The sequence below is a fragment of the Winogradskyella pacifica genome (assembly GCF_003386275.1).
Classification (GTDB): domain Bacteria; phylum Bacteroidota; class Bacteroidia; order Flavobacteriales; family Flavobacteriaceae; genus Winogradskyella; species Winogradskyella pacifica.
This window is the reverse complement of the sequence record NZ_QREI01000002.1, coordinates 257,647-275,620: the sequence shown is the minus strand read 5'-3', so window position 1 is coordinate 275,620 and position 17,974 is coordinate 257,647. Positions and strand designations below refer to the sequence as shown.

The following is a 17,974-nucleotide window of genomic DNA, read 5'->3' as shown; positions in this document are numbered from 1 at the left end:
GTTATGAAAAAAATAATAAACACCACAAAAGCACCAGCACCAATAGGTCCATACAATCAAGCCGTTTTATCAGGAAACACATTATACACTTCAGGACAAATAGCGTTGCATCCTGAAACGATGGAATTAGTTATAGATGATATTAAAACCGAAACCAAACAAGTAATGGAAAACATGAAAGCGGTTTTAGAAGCTGCTGACATGACATTTGAAAACGTTATTAAGTCTTCTATATTTATTAGTGACATGAATAACTTTAAGCAAATCAACGAAGTTTACGGTAAATATTTTAACGAAGCTACTGCGCCAGCTAGAGAAACCGTTGAAGTCGCTAACTTACCTAAGTTTGTAAATGTTGAAATTAGTATGATAGCTGTAAAGTAATACTGTAGTTTTAGAACTAGTAAAGAGCTTATTTTTGTTCCTATAAATTAACTCTACTCTACACTAATAAAATATTTAAATTATTAAAAACTAAATGTTTAACGATAATAATTCATTAACTTTAATCAAATAATTAGATATTAAATTTTTATCAAAATGATTGAAATCATAACTGATAAGAAAGAATGGAGTGCACAGCTCGCTATGGTTGAGCATGCAGACTTTTACCATACCTATGATTATCACCATCTTTCTAAAAATGATGAAGAGTCACCTGTACTTATTAAATATACAGATGGACTAACAGCATTGGTTTTACCTCTTCTTGTGCGACATATTGAAAATTCCATATATAAAGACGCCACGTCCGTTTATGGGTATGTGGGTATTTTAAAAATACATATTGAAGCAAAATTCAACAAAGCAGATTTTCATAAAGAGCTAAACGACTACTTTTTTAAAAATAATATTATAGCCGTATTTTCAAGACTCCATCCTTATTTAGAAGAGTCTGAATCAATTCTTGATGGTTTAGGTAAAATTACACCTCTTGGCAAAGTGGTTAATATTGACTTAACAGAACCTATTGACCTCCAAAGAGCAAAATATAATAGAAGGCTAAAAACGTATTTAAACAAATCGCGCAGGTCTTGCTCTGTATTTGAAGGTAATATTGAAGAACATCTAGAAACCTTCATGCAGCTGTACGCAAACACTATGGAACGTATTGATGCAGATGAAAGTTACTTCTTTGATACCGATTACTATTACAAACTTTTAACGAGTAAAGACATTAATTCTAAATTAATGCTTTGTAGACATAACAAAACACAAAAAATTATTGCAGGTGCCATATTTTTAAAAACAGGTCGTATTGTACAATATCATTTATCGGGAGTTAATGAAGATTATTTGGAACTTCAACCCATCAAATTAATTATTGATGAAATGCGCATTCAAGCAACCAATAAAGGTTACAAGTATTTTAATTTAGGTGGAGGAAAAGGAAGTAAAGAAGATTCCCTTTTTAATTTTAAAAAACGATTTTCAAAAAACTTTAAAGAATTTAAAATATGGCAGCATATTGTAGATAAAAGGGCTTATAAAACTCTAAGTGAAAATCACTTAGGAACTCAGGTCGAAAGCGATGAAATTCATCGTGGTTATTTTCCTGCATACCGATCACCATTACAAATTATTTCTTCGTTTTTATTTGTAATTGAAGGCATCTGTCTTCAAATTTAAAAGAGGGTTTATGTTTTTACTATTCATATTTAATTTCCCCTTCTTCATTTAAAATAGGTTTAAACCACTTTATATAATAAAACACATGCTTTCTTATTGTATACATTAAATAGATACCTAAAGAGAGAACTGAAGTGTATATCAGTAAAAATATTAAAACAAACGTATAATCCTCATTTATAAAAACCGAACCCAATTCATTAAACGAACGAAAGATGGCAACCACAAACCATAGTATCCCTGACAGAAAGAAGCGACCATCAAACTTCCAAATATTAATGGTAATATAAATTGAAAGTAAAAGAGAAATCAAAGTCACAATATTAAACTGCACTAACAAATCAAAGATTGCGATTAATTCAAAAAGCAAATAGAATCCCCAAATTATAGACAGCAGTAAATGACTCTTTTTAAATTTTTCCCATAGTATAATAAGACGGTCTAGTTACTAAAAAACGTCTTATGTTTTCGTCATCCATTCTTTCTATGTAGTCGTTATAGATTACAGTTTTTGAAGCGAATTCTTCAATAATACTATAACAAATTTAACTTTTATCGTCATTTTAATTCTATAAAGAAGCTTTATTTTTACACTTAAATCCTATCATAAAATTGAAACTTAAAACATCAGAACTTAAAGATTTCTTAGACGAAAAAGTGATGCTTTACAACCATCCTAAGTTTATTGAGAGTGACCCAATTCAAATTCCACATCAATTCTCAAAAAAAGAAGATATTGAAATTGCTGCCTTTTTATCAGCAACCATTGCTTGGGGTAACAGAAAGAGCATCATTAAAAACGCAAATATGATGATGGAGTTACTAGACCACTCCCCTTTTGAGTTCATTACACAACATGAAGAAACCGATTTAGAACGTTTAGAGCCTTTTGTGCATCGTACTTTTAATGGTAATGATTTTATGCAGTTTATAAAAAGCTTGAAATACATTTACCAAACACACCATGGTTTAGAAGCTGTGTTTTCATCTCATGCTGATAAAGGTTCACTCCAAAATAGTATTCATCACTTCAAAAAAGTATTCTTCGAAATTCCACATTTAGAGCGCACACAAAAACATGTTAGTGATCCTCTTAAAAATTCTGCAGCAAAAAGAATTAATATGTTATTAGTTCATAAAAGGTAGAAAGTGAATTTCTGTTATTTTAAAAACCATTACTTTTACTAAAGTTCTAATTTAAACAAATAACTAATTGAATTCAGACGAATTAAAAGATTTTTTAGACTCCAAGGTAAATGAATATAATAAATTAGATTTTATAGATACAGACCCTATTAGCATTCCGCACATGTATTCTTTAAAAGAAGACATTGAAATATCTGGTTTTCTCTCAGCGACAATTTCTTGGGGAAATAGAAAAAGTATTATTAAAAATGCTAATAAAATGATGTCATTGGTTGGAGATTCTCCTTATGACTTCGTTTTAGGTCACAAGGAACACCATTTAGATAAATTGGAGGGTTTTGTGCATCGAACGTTTAACTCAACTGATTTTGGATACTTTATTAAGGCTCTTAAACATATTTATAATAATCATGAAGGCTTAGAAAACATATTTAAAACTTACGCTTCTGAAGACTCCTTACAGCCAGCCATACATGAATTGAAAAGAATATTCTTTGAAATACCTCATCCTTCTAGAACTACCAAGCACCTATCAGACCCATTTAAAAACTCTGCTTGTAAAAGAATTAATATGTGGCTAAGGTGGCTTGTTAGAAATGATAATGCTGGAGTAGATTTTGGAATTTGGAAAGATATTTCACCATCAAAGCTTTCTTGTCCGTTAGATGTGCATTCTGGAAATGTAGCTCGCAAATTAGGTCTTCTAAAACGGAAACAAAACGATAGTAAAGCATTAGCAGAATTAGATACTTCCTTGCGTAAATTAGATATAAAAGACCCAGTTAAGTATGATTTTGCTTTATTTGGATTAGGAGTATTTGAAAGTTTCTAAAATTAATCAAACAATACCAAATTATCTTTTTCAATCTGAATATTGAACAATTTATGACCTACAGAAATAAAAGTATCTGTTTCCGTGTCAGCATACTTTTCTAACATATCTGAGCCCGTTTGTGATTGTGATAACATCTCTCGTAATTCTGATGATACTTCAACAATTGTTTCTTGTTGTTTTTGAATTCCAATACAATCAAAATTTAATGCACTTCTATTGGTTCTAAACATGGTAGTCGTTTTAGTTCCTACATAATTGATATATATGTTATGATAACGTTTATCATCTATATCTACATATTGCAATTTTATACTTTCAACAAGTTTTCTAACACTTCTTCGTAAAGTTTCAAACGAGTAATCGCTTGCAATTCCTTCTATAGTCTCTTTAACTTCTATTCTACGTTTTTTTTGAATTAAGGTATCTAATCTGTTAGTATGTAACTGAATATTGTTAAGAGTACTTGATATATTTCTATTTACTTTGTTTAATAAATCGACAAATTCCTCTGGATTTTCTAATTTTCCACTATCTAGTAACAATAATGTATTAGCTTTTTTTCTTTTAAGTTCTGATAGCTTAATATTAGCTCTATTAATTTTATCTTTTGTTTCCTCAATAAGGTTATTGTCTTGGGGTTGCTCCATGAGCATTTCTTTAAGAGCTGAGTTCTCAAATAAATGCTTAATAATAAATGTTTCCAGTTTAGGGATAGATAACCCTCTTGATTTTTTACAAATAGATATATCACGCTGTTTGGTTGAACATTTATATGCACTTTCTTTACTATTCAGTCTTTTTTTTCCAATTAAAATATTTCCACAATGACTGCAGAAAATAATATCTTCCAATAAATAATGGTATGTGGCTCTTTTCCCTACGCTTCGGTTAGAAATAAGAATCTTATTTACTTTCTCCCAAATTTCTGGTTCAATGATTACTGGAGTTTCTACTTTTACTTCTCCATGATACTTATAACCTTTATAAATTGTGTTTTTAATTATACCATTTATACTTGAGCCAGACCACTTAGTATCCTCTTTCTTTCTTTCTACTTGGTGAATATTCTTTTTCTGTTTAAAGATTCCATTTTTTGCTCCGTAGGTTGTTTTAATACTTCTTTTATTTAATTCTTTAGCGATTTTATAAGCGCCCAGACTATCTTGTAAATACATATTAAAAATTTCCTTTACAATCTTTTCTTGAGTCTTGTTTATAGCATATTTACCAGTTTCTGGATGTCTTTTATATCCATAAGCTACTATACCATGAGTCTTTCCTCTTTCTGCGTTCGTTTTATGAGCTGGTCGTACTCGTAAAGAAGTAGTCATTGCGTAATACTCATTGAATACCGAAAAAATAGTACTCATCATTTTGGTCATGGGGTCATTAAGGTTGATTTTTTGATTATTGACTATAAAATCTATCTTATTATCTAGAACTAATGTGGCGAACATTAACCAAATATTTGTACTTCGTTCAATTCTATCTTGATTATAAACCCAAATTGCATTTATCTTTTCTTTTTTAATATCAAAAATCATTTGAGCAAACTCGGGTCTATCTAAAAATTCCACTCTACTAAAATTAGAATCTAATACATCAAAAGTATCCAGACCTTTAGTGCCAGAAATATTTTCGTCTACATATTCTATAGAATCAAAACCATTCTTATTAGCATACGCTAGACCACCATTTATTTGATGTTCAATACTTGTGTCGTTTTTGTTACTTCCCGATTTTCGGGCATATATGGCTAATACTCTTTTACTCATGCTTTAAATATAAGATTAATCTGTATATATTAAATAAAGTCCTAAAATTTTAGTCTATAAAGAAAGATTTTCTTTATAATTTCATATTTATCAGTATATCAAATCTTGTATTTCAATAATAGTCATGTACAAATTTTTATATTTGGAACTAACCAACTAATATTTCAAATATGAAAAAAATCATTGTTTCATTAATCGTAATCATTATTGCTGTTTCAGCAATAATATATTGTTACGACACTTATCTTCTTGATAAAAACCAAAGTGCTATGAATAGATATAGTCATTGTTTAGATTGTGTCCCAATTACTTCTTGTAAAAGCTTAGATTATTGGCAAGAGGAATTTATTGGAAAAAATCGTAATGCAGAAGATGTAAAGAGAACATTTCATAAATTTAAAATTATAGAAGATGGTAATGATTTAATCGTAATTAATGGAGTTATAAATGGTAATTATTCTGGTAATTGTCCTAATGATGATGAAATATCACATGCCTACTTCAGTATAGGTAAACGATACATTGTTTGGGGTGATATAATTGTAAAAGATATTGAAATTTATGATAATGAAGATATTGAAAAATATGTTTCGATTGCCAAAGAAAATAATGTGGAAAATTCTCAACCAGAAACTAGTGGAAATCAAACAGAAGATTCAAAAATCGAAAATAAATACTGTTCTCTAACAATGTTACAAACGTTTGATTATTTAAATAATAATAGCCCATTCAATTTAGGTTCGTCGGGTAGTGTAAATTTTACAAAACGATTCGATTATGAACGAAATTCATGGGTTGAAGGAGAAATAAATATCTCTGGTGGCCTAGGCTCTAACTCTAGGCTAAGTGGTAAGTATACAATAACTAGTGGAAATATATTAAAAATTTCTGGATTAAGTGCCACTGGAGGTAGTTTTGATGCTTCAAGAAACGGTGATTCTTTCGGTAGTTTTAAAATAAACTGTAGTGGGGATTTAGAAGGCTACTTACGTGACTATAATGGTAATACCAAAAATGTAAAATTCTTAAAAAATTAGTAAAAGAACTTTCAATAAAAAAAATGTACTAATATGTAAAGTATTTAATAAAGTGTTCTCTAGAATAAAACTTCAATAATATCAACTGATTATTGAAGTTTTAGCTAGAAATTAATTCCTAAAATTATTTGAAAGTCGTTAAACTTGTATCGATATTAAATGGTGAACTAGAATTGAATAATGATAATTTAGATTACAAACTCATATAAATATCATCTAACTCTTCTTGTCTTATACCCAAGTAACGTTTTGTAATTGCTGGTGACGAATGATTAAACAAATCTGATAAGTATAATAGTGCTTTTTCAGTTTCGTTATTATTCGAATAGACTTGACGACCAAAAGTTTTTCTTAGTGAATGCGTTGAAACTGATAATTTCTTAGTTCCAAAAAGTTCTTTGATTTTACGATTTACATATTGAGTACTATAAACTGTATTTTGATTTGAAGTGAAAATAAAACCTTCATGTTCTTCAACTCTAGTTTTTAATAAGGCAAAAGCATTTTTAATATTATCGTTAATTCTGATAATACGCTTCTTATTTGTTTTTTTCTCTAGTAAAGTAATTGAATCAGATTCTAAATCCGAATATTTTAAGGAAAGTAAATCAGAAATGCGTAAACCAGAATTAATACCCAGAACAACTAAAAATCCTAATTTATAGTTTTTGTCATTTTTGATTAATTTGATTGCTTTATTTAAAGTTGAATCAAAATTCAAATAATCGCTTGTAGTAACAGAACCTTTAACACTCATATCTTTATTATTTCTAATACAAATATAATAAAAATAAATTTCACTTTTGTTTATTTAGAGCCAAAAGTGAAACTATTTTATGGTTAACTTAACAGAAAAACACTTAACACATTGATTACTAAGATTTTGCACAATTAAAAAAGTTTCACTTCTAATAATAGTGAAACTTTTTATATGTGTTATTCGATTTATAATTAAGTATAAATTAATTTTTACAATTTGTTATAAATTATTTTTTAAATATTCTTCAAAGTCTATTGGGATAATTTGCTCAAGATTTAAATTGTATTTTTCATTATAATATGATAACCATTTTTTATTTAATCGAACGCACGATTGAACATGTTTTTCTGGATTCAAATTCATATGTAATGCTTTTATCTTTTCAGACTCTTCATACAAATCAAAGCTATGATAATTCTTATCCTCTAAATGAGTAATGAATTTAGATTCAATTTTAGATTGTTTAACTATAAATTGAAATTCTGCCCCAATTTCAGCTACATTATCTTGAATTAAGTCAACTTCAAACCCAGCCTCATTAATTTGATATATTGAAAAATTTTCAGCACCAATTTGACTCGAAGCAATTACTATTAAATGTTCTTTATTATTACATACAAAAATCTCTTTTTCCTTGGATATTAAACCTTCTTTTAAAATCCTATCCTTGTTTTTAATATCACTAATATGATAATACATATATTATTTATTTAATCGTTCATAAACCTTCTTCAACATATAATCCTTTACCAATCCACCAAAATCTTTATCATCCATCATCTTGGTGAATATATCTTGGTTTTGTTCCATTCTACCAATTAACTTATCCATAAAGGCATCTTCAAAACCAAATTTAAAGTTGGATAGTGAATTATTCTTTGCTTGTTCTGATAATCTACCGTCTGCTACTAATTCTGCTTCTATTTGGTCGAAAAATAATTTATCGGCATCATTAAACTCTGTACCAAATCGATTATTCAAAACGTTTATAATTTCAGATAACGCTTCTTGTTCTTCCTTACTCATACGGATTCCAGCACCATCCATACCTTCTAAACCATATTCACCTTTGTCTTCTAAAGCTAAGTTTTGTTCTGCTACACGTTGTAATCTGTAATATTCTAAAGAAACTTCATCACCAAGTTGAAATCTATCTTGTTGGCTTTTTCTTGGTAATTTCTTTAATAAGAATCTAGAGTACGTAAATAGCTTTTCTAACTCTACATCACTAAATGGCATAATCTGCGTTAGAAACGAATATAATCTGGTAAAAGTTTGTAAAGCATGTTTAAAATTATCTTGTGTAATTTCTGTTCCAATTACATCGTCTTTACTATTCTCTTCTGGTAATTGTTTAAGGCGTTCTACTGCTGGGTCTATAAAGGCATTAAGTTTACCTTGTTCCTTTACATTTAAAGCTCGTGCCGATTTAAAAAATATATTACAAAAATTATCAATTTCAGATTCCCAGATAATTTGTCCTTTTTCAATTTCGGCTTTTAAATCATACAACTGGTTTGGGTCTGTGGTTTCTTGAATCGTTGTTAACTCGTAATATGGTTGAAACGAATTTAGAACGTCTTCCGTATCGTTTGTAAAATCTAAAATAAAAGTATCTTCTTTTCCAGCGTGCATACGGTTTAACCTCGATAACGTTTGTACGCATTTTACACCAGATAATTTTTTATCTACATACATGGTATGCAATAACGGCTGGTCAAATCCAGTTTGGTATTTATCGGCTACTAGTAATAATTGGTATTCATCCGAACCAAATTTTTTAGGTAATTCCTTTTCCTTAAATCCGTTTAATTCTACTTCGGTTACACCTTCTGGATAAGCATCATAAATCACTTTTCCCGAAAATGCTACTACCGTTTTAATATCGGTATAACCTTTATCTTTTATGTATTTATCAAATTCTTCTTTGTAACGTACGGCATGTAATCTAGAACCAGTTACTAGCATTGCTTTTGCTTTACCACCAATTTTTTTAGATACCACTTGCCTAAAATGCTCAATGATAACTTCTGTTTTTTGTGCTAAATTATGTGGATGTAGAGACATAAAACGACCTATAGCTCTGGATGCTTGTTTCTTATTAACCTTTGGGTCGTCTTCAATTTCTTTAGATAGCTTGAAGTATGTTTTGTAAGTAGTATAGTTCTTTAGTACATCTAGAATAAAACCTTCTTCAATAGCTTGTTTCATACTGTATAGATGAAACGGTTTTGGAATTCCTTCTTTGTTAGGTGTACCAAATACTTCTATCGTTTTTGTTTTCGGTGTTGCTGTAAATGCAAAAAAACTGAGGTTTTCTTGTTTTCCTCTGGCTTCCATAGATTTTCTAATCTGGTCTTCGGCATCTTCATCTAATCCAGAAGACATATCTTCTAAAATAGCATCTTCTAATGATTTAGCAGACAACACTTCTTTTAGCTTTTTTGTTCCTTCACCACCTTGACTAGAATGTGCTTCATCTATTATAACGGCATACTTTTTAGCTTGTAGTTCTCCAATCTTTTCTATGATAAATGGAAACTTTTGTAACGTGGTAATAATGATATTTGAACCAGCTGTAATAGCATCGGCTAACTGTTGCGAATTCTTATCTATTTTTTGAACTACACCTTGCTTGTGTTCAAACTGGTAAATAGTATTTTGTAATTGACTGTCTAAAACTTTACGGTCTGTAATCACAATTACAGAATCGAAAACACGCTCATTGTGCTTGTTGTGTAAACTGGATAGTCTGTAAGATAACCACGCAATAGAATTAGATTTACCAGAACCAGCAGAATGCTGAACTAGATAATTTTGTCCAGCTCCTTTAGCTTTAGCGTCTTTGGTTAATTTACGAACCACTTCCATCTGGTGAAACCTAGGAAATATCATGGTTTCCTTTTTCTTTTTCACACCATTAAGCTCATAAACTTCTACGTTTAAATGTAGAAACTTACCAATGATATCCATAAAACTATCTTTAGCTAAAACGTATTCCCATAAATATGCGGTACGATACCCATCTTTATTTATAGGGTTACCAGCTCCGTTATTTGCTCCTAGGTTAAACGGTAAGTATCTTGTATGTTTACCAGCTAATTTAGTGGTCATTTCGCATTCATCTGCATCTAGAGCAAAGTGGACTAATGAACGTTTTTTAAATTGAAATATAGGTTCGCTGGCTTCTCTATCGAATTTATATTGCTTTTTCGCATTGCTAACATCTTGACCCGAAAACTGATTTTTAAGCTCTATGGTTGAAATAGGTAAACCATTTAAACTAATTACCATATCTAAAGAGTTTTTACCTTTACGCTGGTAGTATAACTGTCTGGTAACGGCTAAATGATTCTTACTATATAAAACCTCAGCTTCTGGATTTAAAGTGCTTTCTGGTCTAAAAAACGCCATATTGAACTTTACGCCATAATCTGTAAAACCATTTCGTAATACATGTAAAGTACCATGAACATCTAATTCTTTTAGTAAACGTTGAATAACTTTAGTTTCAACGGCATCTTTATGAATATTAGATAATTTATCCCATTTTTTTGGTTGCGAATTTTTAAGAAACTCGATAACGTATTTAGGAAAAATTCCTAAGTCTGCATCAAAATCTATGGAATGCCCTTTTACATAACCACCATCTTCTAACAATGAGATTTCTATTGCAGTTTCAAACGTTAATTCTGTATGTATACCTTTTGCCATAAGTTTACTTTTTATTGTGCTAATACTTCTTCTCTAACATCTACCTTACCAGTAACAACTTCACTAATTAATGCGGTTTTGTATTCTTTTAGTAGTTCTATTTCTTGTTCAAATTTAGCTTGAAGTAAATCTGATTTTTCATTTTGATGTTCAATAAATTTAACTATACTATTTTGTTCTTCTAAGGAAGGGATTGGAATTTTATATCTTTCTACATTATTCACATTTAAATTCCCTACACCACCTCCAGTAACAGTACCATAATTATTTAAAAACTTGCAGTAATCAGTACTAAAAAAATACATGATAAATTTATTATTAACTATAGACTCATCAACTCTAATATGAGTCAAACTAACATAAACAGAAAAATCAAAATCGCAATCTACAATGCAAGCATCTCCGATTCCAGCGCCAACTCTAGTTACTAATAAATCTCCATTTAATGGTTTTCTAAGTTTAGTTAATTTTTCATGTAATTCAACAGGTATATATTTATACTTGTCCAGTCTCATTTTATTGTTTTTAACATTTTGAGCTGATAAAAATGGTACTCCAATAGATTCATCAACATATTCTGGTGTTGATGCTACTCCACAAGTTAATATAGGTGCTAACCATTTAAATTTTAGCAATCTCCAATGATTAGGTATTTTATCAAGTCCATCTTCCTTTACATCTTTCATTGGTACATTTGGGTCTAGACCTTTGGTTACTGCTTGGTTAATCATGGCAGTACGTTCTTCTTGTAATAGACTTATTAACTGCTCTTTTTTAGCTATTAAGGTGTCTAATTGTTTTGTTTTGTGGTTGAGGTAATTGGCTATTTGGGTTTGTTCTTCTTTAATTGGACAATAAAGTCTAATCCCTTTCAAAATATCTTGACTAATATTAGGTTGACCACCACCAATAGCAAGATTAATTATATGTTCTTTATTTCCTTTAAACCAATATTGTAAATATTCTATATCAATAATGTCTGATTCATTAAAAACACAACATGCTTGATTTGTAGTAGTTTCAAATTGAAGTAAAGCGGTTTTGCCAATTGTTGCACCATACATAGCAATTACTAATGAGCCTTTAGGAAATAATTTCAAAGATGAGTTATCTTCAATTGCCTTTGGTGTAACTTTCTTTGCGCAAGAATATAAAACCCCATCATTTAAATCTCCCGTGTTTAACCAATTGATAGTACCATTCTCATAGTATATTGGATTTCCCGATTGAGGTGTTGTTCCACTTCCAATTTTTTTAAATGCATGGCTTATTTTCCATGATTCCCAATAATCTGGGACATTTCCTAACCACTCGACCCCAGAATTTTTGTATGTTTCGTACTGTTTCATAGTTATGCCAAAACGGTTTTAATTAAACCATCGGTTTCTTCCTCTAAAGCTAAAATATCTTTTTTAATATCTGCTAAAGACCTTAATGGTTTGTATTGATAGAAGTATTTGGTGAAGTTAATTTCGTAACCAACATTCGTTTTCTTTTCGTCTATCCAAGCATCTGGAACGTGTGGTAATACTTCACGTTTCATATAATTTTCAATATCTTCTTTTAATGGAATGTTTTCGGTGTCTCGTAATTTAGCATCTGGTTTAGGGTTGCCTTTATTGTCTTTAACTACTTTACCGTTTTTCATTAAAGGACGTTCTACAGTTACTTTAGAGTAACCAAAATCTTTATTATCAAATATTTTACAATGTTCGTTTTCTTCAAAATCACCATATAATTTGGTAATATCTTGTAAATGCTGGTCGGATAATTCGTTACGTTTACTACCTAAAGATTTACTCATTTTTTTGAAGTAATCTACAGCATTTATTAGTTGAACTTTGCCTTTGCGTTCCTTAGCTTTATTGTTGCTAATTATCCAGATATAAGTATTTATGCCAGTATTGTAAAACAATTGATTAGGCAAGGCTATAACAGCTTCTAGTAAGTCATTTTCAATTATCCATTGGCGTATACTACTTTCATTTTTCTTACTGCTTGGTGAACCAGAAAATAATGGTGAACCATTAAACACAATGGCTAAACGAGAACCACCTTGGTCTTTTGGTTTCATTTTAGACATTAAACTCATTAGGAATAAAAACGAACCATCACTTACAGATGGTAAACCAGCACCAAAACGACCACCATGACCAAGTGATTGGTGTTCTTCGGTAACTTCCTTTTGAACTTTTCCCCATTTTACACCAAAGGGTGGATTGGTAATTAGGTAATCGAATTTATGATTTATAAACTGGTCACCTTTTAACTTTATATCGTCTTTACTTTTTAAACTGTTTCCTTTAGCAATGTTATCTGGTTTTTGACCTTTGATTAGCATATCGGATTTACAGATAGCATACGATTCTGGATTTAGTTCTTGTCCGAAAACTTCTAATCTCGCATCTGGATTTAGCTCGTTAAGGTATTCCTCTGCTACCGATAACATTCCTCCAGTACCAGCACAACAATCGAAAATAGTTTTCACGATTCCTTTTTGTGTTAGAATCTCTCTATCGTTCATAAACAATAGATTCACCATTAAACGGATTACTTCACGAGGTGTAAAGTGCTCCCCAGCAGTTTCATTGGATATTTCGGCAAACTTTCTAATCAGTTCTTCAAACATATAACCCATTTCCATACTAGAAATTTGCTCTGGATGTAGGTCTATTTCTTGGAAACGCTTCAACACCATGAACAGTAAATTAGCTTCGTCTAACTTTGTAATTTGGTTATCGAATTCAAACTGTTCAATAATTTCTCTGGCTTCTTCTGAAAAACCATTGATATAGTTTCGTAAATTGGAAGCTATGTTATTTGGGTCTGCAATTAGCTTATCAAAATCGAATAAGCTAGAATTATGAAAATTATATCCAGCAACCTTATTTAAAATAGGGTCTAGATTCTGGATGTTCATGCTTTTTACTTGCTCATGCTTCTTTAGAACCTCAGCTTTGGTAGCCTTTAGTACGCAGTCTAAACGTCTTAATACTGTAAAAGGTAATACTACTTTGCCATAGTCACTTTGCTTATAATCACCACGTAATAAGTCGGCTATAGACCATATAAAATTCGCAGATTCTTTAACATTTGTCATATATAATTGTTCGGTATTTTTTTAAAATTGAAATATACTAAAACTCTTGATTTAAAACAGATAGAACAAATAGTCTTTCTAGAAAAAGTGTGCTTTTTTATCAAAAAAAAATGTCGTTTGCATGTATTGCTGATATTTATTAATAAATGCAATTATGAAACAAAAAACACATTTAAAGTATGCTGATATAATAAGCATTACTGGTATTAGTGAACGAACCTTTCGCTATAGAATGGTTGAATTAAAAGAAAAATATAAAGATTCCCCAGAATTATTGTTTAAAAAAGGACATAGTTGGAGGATTCATGTTTCACTAATAAATGAATTCAATAATAAACACACTAACAAAAATTAAACTATGGAATCTACAATAAAAAACATCGAATTACTATACACACCACTAACAAAACAACTTTTAATAAATTTTGTGAAATTTCAGTATGAAGAAAATGCTGATATTAGTGACGATTCATTGAAAACTGAACTGATTTGGTTACATAATAACAACCAATTAGACCAGCTATTTATAGGGGAGTACCTCCAGTCTGAATCTAGGCTAAACCTCTAAATACGCATGCCTTCTTACATAAAAGGTCACGGTTCTTAGATAGTACCCATATTATGTCTTTCATATACTTTTTGGGTATCATTTCTCCCCTAAACGCTAACATGCAATTATATATAATACTCCTATATCGCTTTATTTAAGCGGTTTTTAAAGAAAACAATTGATATGACAAACAAACTGGACATTCAAGACCAAATAACTCTTAAAAAGCATGCAATTAGCTTAGAGAATGATTCTAATAAACTTGCTACACTCCAGAATGATTTAAAGATTTTGGAGTTGAGGTTGCAGATTGAAACTTTTAAAGAACGAATTGAAAATTTGAGAAGGAAAAGCTAATAATTAAAATGTAATAGTATATTTAGTTCCCAATGAAAACGAAAACTACAAAATATACTAAATACAGAACGCTTTATCTACCTAAAGAAATAGTAGATTGTTTACTGCTTCATGTATATTCGGGTCTATGTGATTTCGATTTTAATATTGAAATAGGTTTGAATATTTTAAATGATATACATACCAAAGATTCAATTTTTAATAAGGATGAAGACTATAACATTAAACATATACCATTATATTCCAGTTTATTAAGAGTTAAATATGGAGATACTTATGTCCAACATAAAAATTTCATGGTACAGTATAATATTATTTGGAATGATTCATCATATAAAAATAAAGCAACACATTTTTATTTATTTGATATTAATCAATACCAATCTAATAACAATAGAATAATACAATTAAAGAATTTATCATTAGATAATATATTTACTACCTATAGTCTCAGTAGTAATATTAAAATATCACTGTTAAACACTATAAACAAAGGAAATATCGATGTTCCAAAAAATAGGATTTTAACTAGTTGGTATAAAATTAAAATACCTATAACTAAATCTAATAAAAAGTTTCTTACAGCAGATTATGTAAAAGATTCAACGTTTATAAATAATACTGTTAGTCATGTTAAGAAAATGGGAAGCCATTTTCGAAAACATTTTAAAATAGACTATGAAGGTGCTTTACTGTTTGTAAACCAACAGTATGTGGATGAACTTCAAACAGCCACGAACATTGAAGAAGAGCGTACTGCGAACTATAGATATGCTTCTAGATTATCTTCCATATTTTTAATTAATGATGGCAAGAACAACAAATCACTACGATTTAATAGAAATAGTACCAATAAAAGAATTGATACTAATCTTACAAATATGGCTACGGATGTAAGACCTTTTATAATTGGATATAAGGACATGAGTTATTTAGACCTTAAGAATAGCCAACCAGTTCTCTTTAATATTCTTTTAAAAAGGTATCACCATAATTCTGATTCTAAATTAAAAACTGAAATAGAAGCATATTATGAGCTTACAATTAATGGCAAGTGGTATGAATGGTTACAAAGTATATATGGTCTTGAACGAGCAGAATGTAAAAAAATATGGATGAAAATAGCATATTCCAAAAACAAAAGTTATAAGTCTGAAAAGAAAGTTTTTAAACAATATTATCCAGAAATATATTCAATTATTGAATCTTACAAAAAAGATAATCATGCTGATTTCGCTATACTATTACAGAAGACAGAAAGTGGAATTTTTATCGATGAAATTTGCAAAGAACTGGTTAATATAGATATTATACCATATACATTACATGATGGCTTGTTAGTTCCAAAAGAAAACGAACAAGCGACATTAGAAGTAATGCAGACCGTTTTGAAAAAACATTTAGGTGCTGTTCCTCAGATAAGCATTGAATGAAAAACTCTACCTTATATGAATTGATAACATGTTTTTAAGGTGGATGGTAAGAAACGACAATGCGGGAGTAGATTTCGGGATTTGGCAATCATTATCTCCATCGCAATTAAGCTGTCCTTTAGATGTTCATTCTGGTAATGTGGCTCGGAAATTAGGCTTATTGAAACGAAAACAAAATGATGGTAAAGCCTTAGCCGAACTAGATAAAGCATTACGAAAATTAGATGCTAACGACCCTGTAAAATATGATTTTGCATTATTTGGACTCGGAGTTTTTGAAGGTTTTTAGAGTTTTGTTCAAAATATTACACAAAAGCTAATTGTTGTTTTATGAGTACATACAGTATTAGTATACAGTTAGTTTCACTAATTCTTCTGCTATAAACAATTGTTAATAAAACATTGTAAGACAAACATAATTACAAACTTCCTTTTTCAAAGAACTTGTATTTTTGGGTATCACCAAATACTCCCCAAAGATGCATATAGAACACGATATAAAATTAGGCTTTAAAGATGTCATGATTCGTCCAAAACGCTCTACGCTAAAAAGTAGATCTGAAGTCTCGTTAGAACGTAATTTCACTTTTTTGAATAGCACATCTACATGGACCGGTATTCCTATAATGGCTGCCAATATGGATACTGTTGGTACTTTTGAAATGGCTTTAGCTTTAAAAGAGCAAAAATTATTTACGGCAATACATAAGCATTATTCTTCAGAACAATGGGATACATTTTTGAATACAGCACCAAAAGACATTGTAAATTATATTGCCATTAGTACCGGAATAGGAACTCAGGATGCTGAAAATCTAAAAACCGTTTTTAAAAGTCACCCAGAATTAAAATTTATATGCATTGATGTTGCTAATGGTTACTCAGAACATTTTGTAAACTTTTTACAACAAACACGACAACTATATCCAGACAAAGTAATTATCGCAGGTAATGTCGTTACAGGAGAAATGGTAGAACAATTATTGCTCTCTGGTGCAGATATTGTAAAAGTCGGTATTGGTCCAGGTAGTGTATGTACAACGCGCGTTAAGACCGGAGTTGGTTATCCGCAATTATCTGCCATAATAGAATGTGCAGATGCGGCTCATGGCTTAGGAGGACAAATTATTAGCGATGGTGGCTGCGCAACTCCTGGTGATGTTGCTAAAGCTTTTGGTGCAGGAGCTGATTTTGTAATGCTTGGTGGTATGTTTGCTGGTCATACAGAAAGTGGTGGTGAACTTATAACGCGAAACGGCAAACAGTTTAAACAATTTTACGGCATGAGTTCTGCGACTGCTATGGATAAATATGTTGGCGGAGTTGCAGAGTATAGAGCTAGCGAAGGCAAAACAGTAGAAGTCCTATACAAAGGTGATGTTAAAGACACTTTACAAGATATTTTAGGCGGTATACGCAGCACGTGTACTTATGTTGGAGCGCGACGTTTAAAAGAGTTAACAAAACGCACAACCTTTATAAGAGTTGCTGAGCAAGAAAATCAGGTTTATAACAGTTAAAGTCTTTGAGCTATAATTAACATTTGTTAATATTAACTTAAGAATAGGTCCGCTTGAAAGGTTCTAAATTCAGTTTTCATTTTAGTATCTTTAAGCTTATTAAAATAAATCCAATCCA

14 protein-coding genes and 2 pseudogenes are annotated in these 17,974 nt (G+C 30.3%); 10 read left to right on the top strand and 6 right to left on the bottom strand.

Features of this window, described 5'->3' with window-relative positions:
• Nucleotides 1–3 precede the first annotated feature (3 nt).
• From DFQ09_RS05440 to DFQ09_RS05420, 4 genes and pseudogenes are all read left to right on the top strand, one after another.
• Nucleotides 4–384, top strand: a complete 381-nt coding sequence (locus tag DFQ09_RS05440; RefSeq protein ID WP_115808975.1) for a RidA family protein — start codon at nt 4–6, stop codon at nt 382–384.
• 156 nt (nt 385–540) lie between these two features.
• Nucleotides 541–1,629, top strand: a complete 1,089-nt coding sequence (locus tag DFQ09_RS05435; protein ID WP_115808644.1) for a peptidoglycan bridge formation glycyltransferase FemA/FemB family protein — start codon at nt 541–543, stop codon at nt 1,627–1,629.
• A gap of 660 nt (nt 1,630–2,289) precedes the next feature.
• Nucleotides 2,290–2,760: pseudogene (locus tag DFQ09_RS05425) on the top strand (DUF2400 domain-containing protein); the annotation flags it as partial.
• 82 nt (nt 2,761–2,842) lie between these two features.
• Entirely contained in the window at nt 2,843–3,607 is a 765-nt protein-coding gene (locus DFQ09_RS05420) for a TIGR02757 family protein (RefSeq protein WP_115808642.1), read from the top strand.
• A gap of 2 nt (nt 3,608–3,609) precedes the next feature.
• On the opposite strand, the gene DFQ09_RS05415 is transcribed toward DFQ09_RS05420, so the two are convergent.
• On the bottom strand, nt 3,610–5,385 hold the full coding sequence (locus tag DFQ09_RS05415; protein WP_115808641.1) for a recombinase family protein: 1,776 nt from the start codon (nt 5,383–5,385) through the stop codon (nt 3,610–3,612).
• 170 nt (nt 5,386–5,555) lie between these two features.
• Between DFQ09_RS05415 and DFQ09_RS05410 the strand changes: the two genes are divergently transcribed.
• Complete coding sequence (locus DFQ09_RS05410; protein WP_115808640.1) at nt 5,556–6,422, top strand: hypothetical protein; 867 nt, start codon at nt 5,556–5,558, stop codon at nt 6,420–6,422.
• A gap of 193 nt (nt 6,423–6,615) precedes the next feature.
• Here the strand turns inward: DFQ09_RS05410 and DFQ09_RS05405 are convergent, their stop codons facing one another.
• The 5 genes from DFQ09_RS05405 to DFQ09_RS05385 form a co-directional block, all read right to left on the bottom strand.
• Nucleotides 6,616–7,179 (bottom strand): tyrosine-type recombinase/integrase, encoded by a 564-nt coding sequence (locus tag DFQ09_RS05405; RefSeq protein WP_115808639.1) that lies wholly within the window; start codon nt 7,177–7,179, stop codon nt 6,616–6,618.
• Nucleotides 7,180–7,401: 222 nt separating this feature from the next.
• Entirely contained in the window at nt 7,402–7,881 is a 480-nt protein-coding gene (locus DFQ09_RS05400) for a hypothetical protein (protein ID WP_115808638.1), read from the bottom strand.
• Between the two features lie 3 nt (nt 7,882–7,884).
• Nucleotides 7,885–10,896, bottom strand: coding sequence for a type I restriction endonuclease subunit R (locus DFQ09_RS05395; RefSeq protein ID WP_115808637.1), 3,012 nt, complete (start codon nt 10,894–10,896; stop codon nt 7,885–7,887).
• 11 nt (nt 10,897–10,907) lie between these two features.
• A complete protein-coding gene (locus DFQ09_RS05390; protein WP_115808636.1) occupies nt 10,908–12,245 on the bottom strand; it encodes a restriction endonuclease subunit S in 1,338 nt (445 codons plus the stop codon).
• A 2-nt stretch (nt 12,246–12,247) separates the two neighbouring features.
• The gene (locus tag DFQ09_RS05385) at nt 12,248–13,996 is read right to left on the bottom strand and encodes a type I restriction-modification system subunit M (RefSeq protein ID WP_115808635.1); all 1,749 of its coding nucleotides are present in this window, start codon (nt 13,994–13,996) and stop codon (nt 12,248–12,250) included.
• Between the two features lie 154 nt (nt 13,997–14,150).
• Between DFQ09_RS05385 and DFQ09_RS05380 the strand changes: the two genes are divergently transcribed.
• From DFQ09_RS05380 to DFQ09_RS05365, 5 genes and pseudogenes are all read left to right on the top strand, one after another.
• A complete protein-coding gene (locus tag DFQ09_RS05380) occupies nt 14,151–14,351 on the top strand; it encodes a hypothetical protein (protein WP_115808634.1) in 201 nt (66 codons plus the stop codon).
• Nucleotides 14,352–14,354: 3 nt separating this feature from the next.
• Nucleotides 14,355–14,564: a hypothetical protein gene (locus tag DFQ09_RS18755; RefSeq protein ID WP_147298325.1), complete on the top strand. Its 210-nt coding sequence runs from the start codon at nt 14,355–14,357 to the stop codon at nt 14,562–14,564.
• A 371-nt stretch (nt 14,565–14,935) separates the two neighbouring features.
• The gene (locus DFQ09_RS05375) at nt 14,936–16,336 is read left to right on the top strand and encodes a hypothetical protein (protein ID WP_115808633.1); all 1,401 of its coding nucleotides are present in this window, start codon (nt 14,936–14,938) and stop codon (nt 16,334–16,336) included.
• Nucleotides 16,337–16,361: 25 nt separating this feature from the next.
• Nucleotides 16,362–16,625, top strand: a pseudogene (locus DFQ09_RS05370) (DUF2400 family protein); the annotation flags it as partial.
• Between the two features lie 190 nt (nt 16,626–16,815).
• On the top strand, nt 16,816–17,856 hold the full coding sequence (locus DFQ09_RS05365) for a GMP reductase (protein WP_115808632.1): 1,041 nt from the start codon (nt 16,816–16,818) through the stop codon (nt 17,854–17,856).
• Nucleotides 17,857–17,974 lie beyond the last annotated feature (118 nt).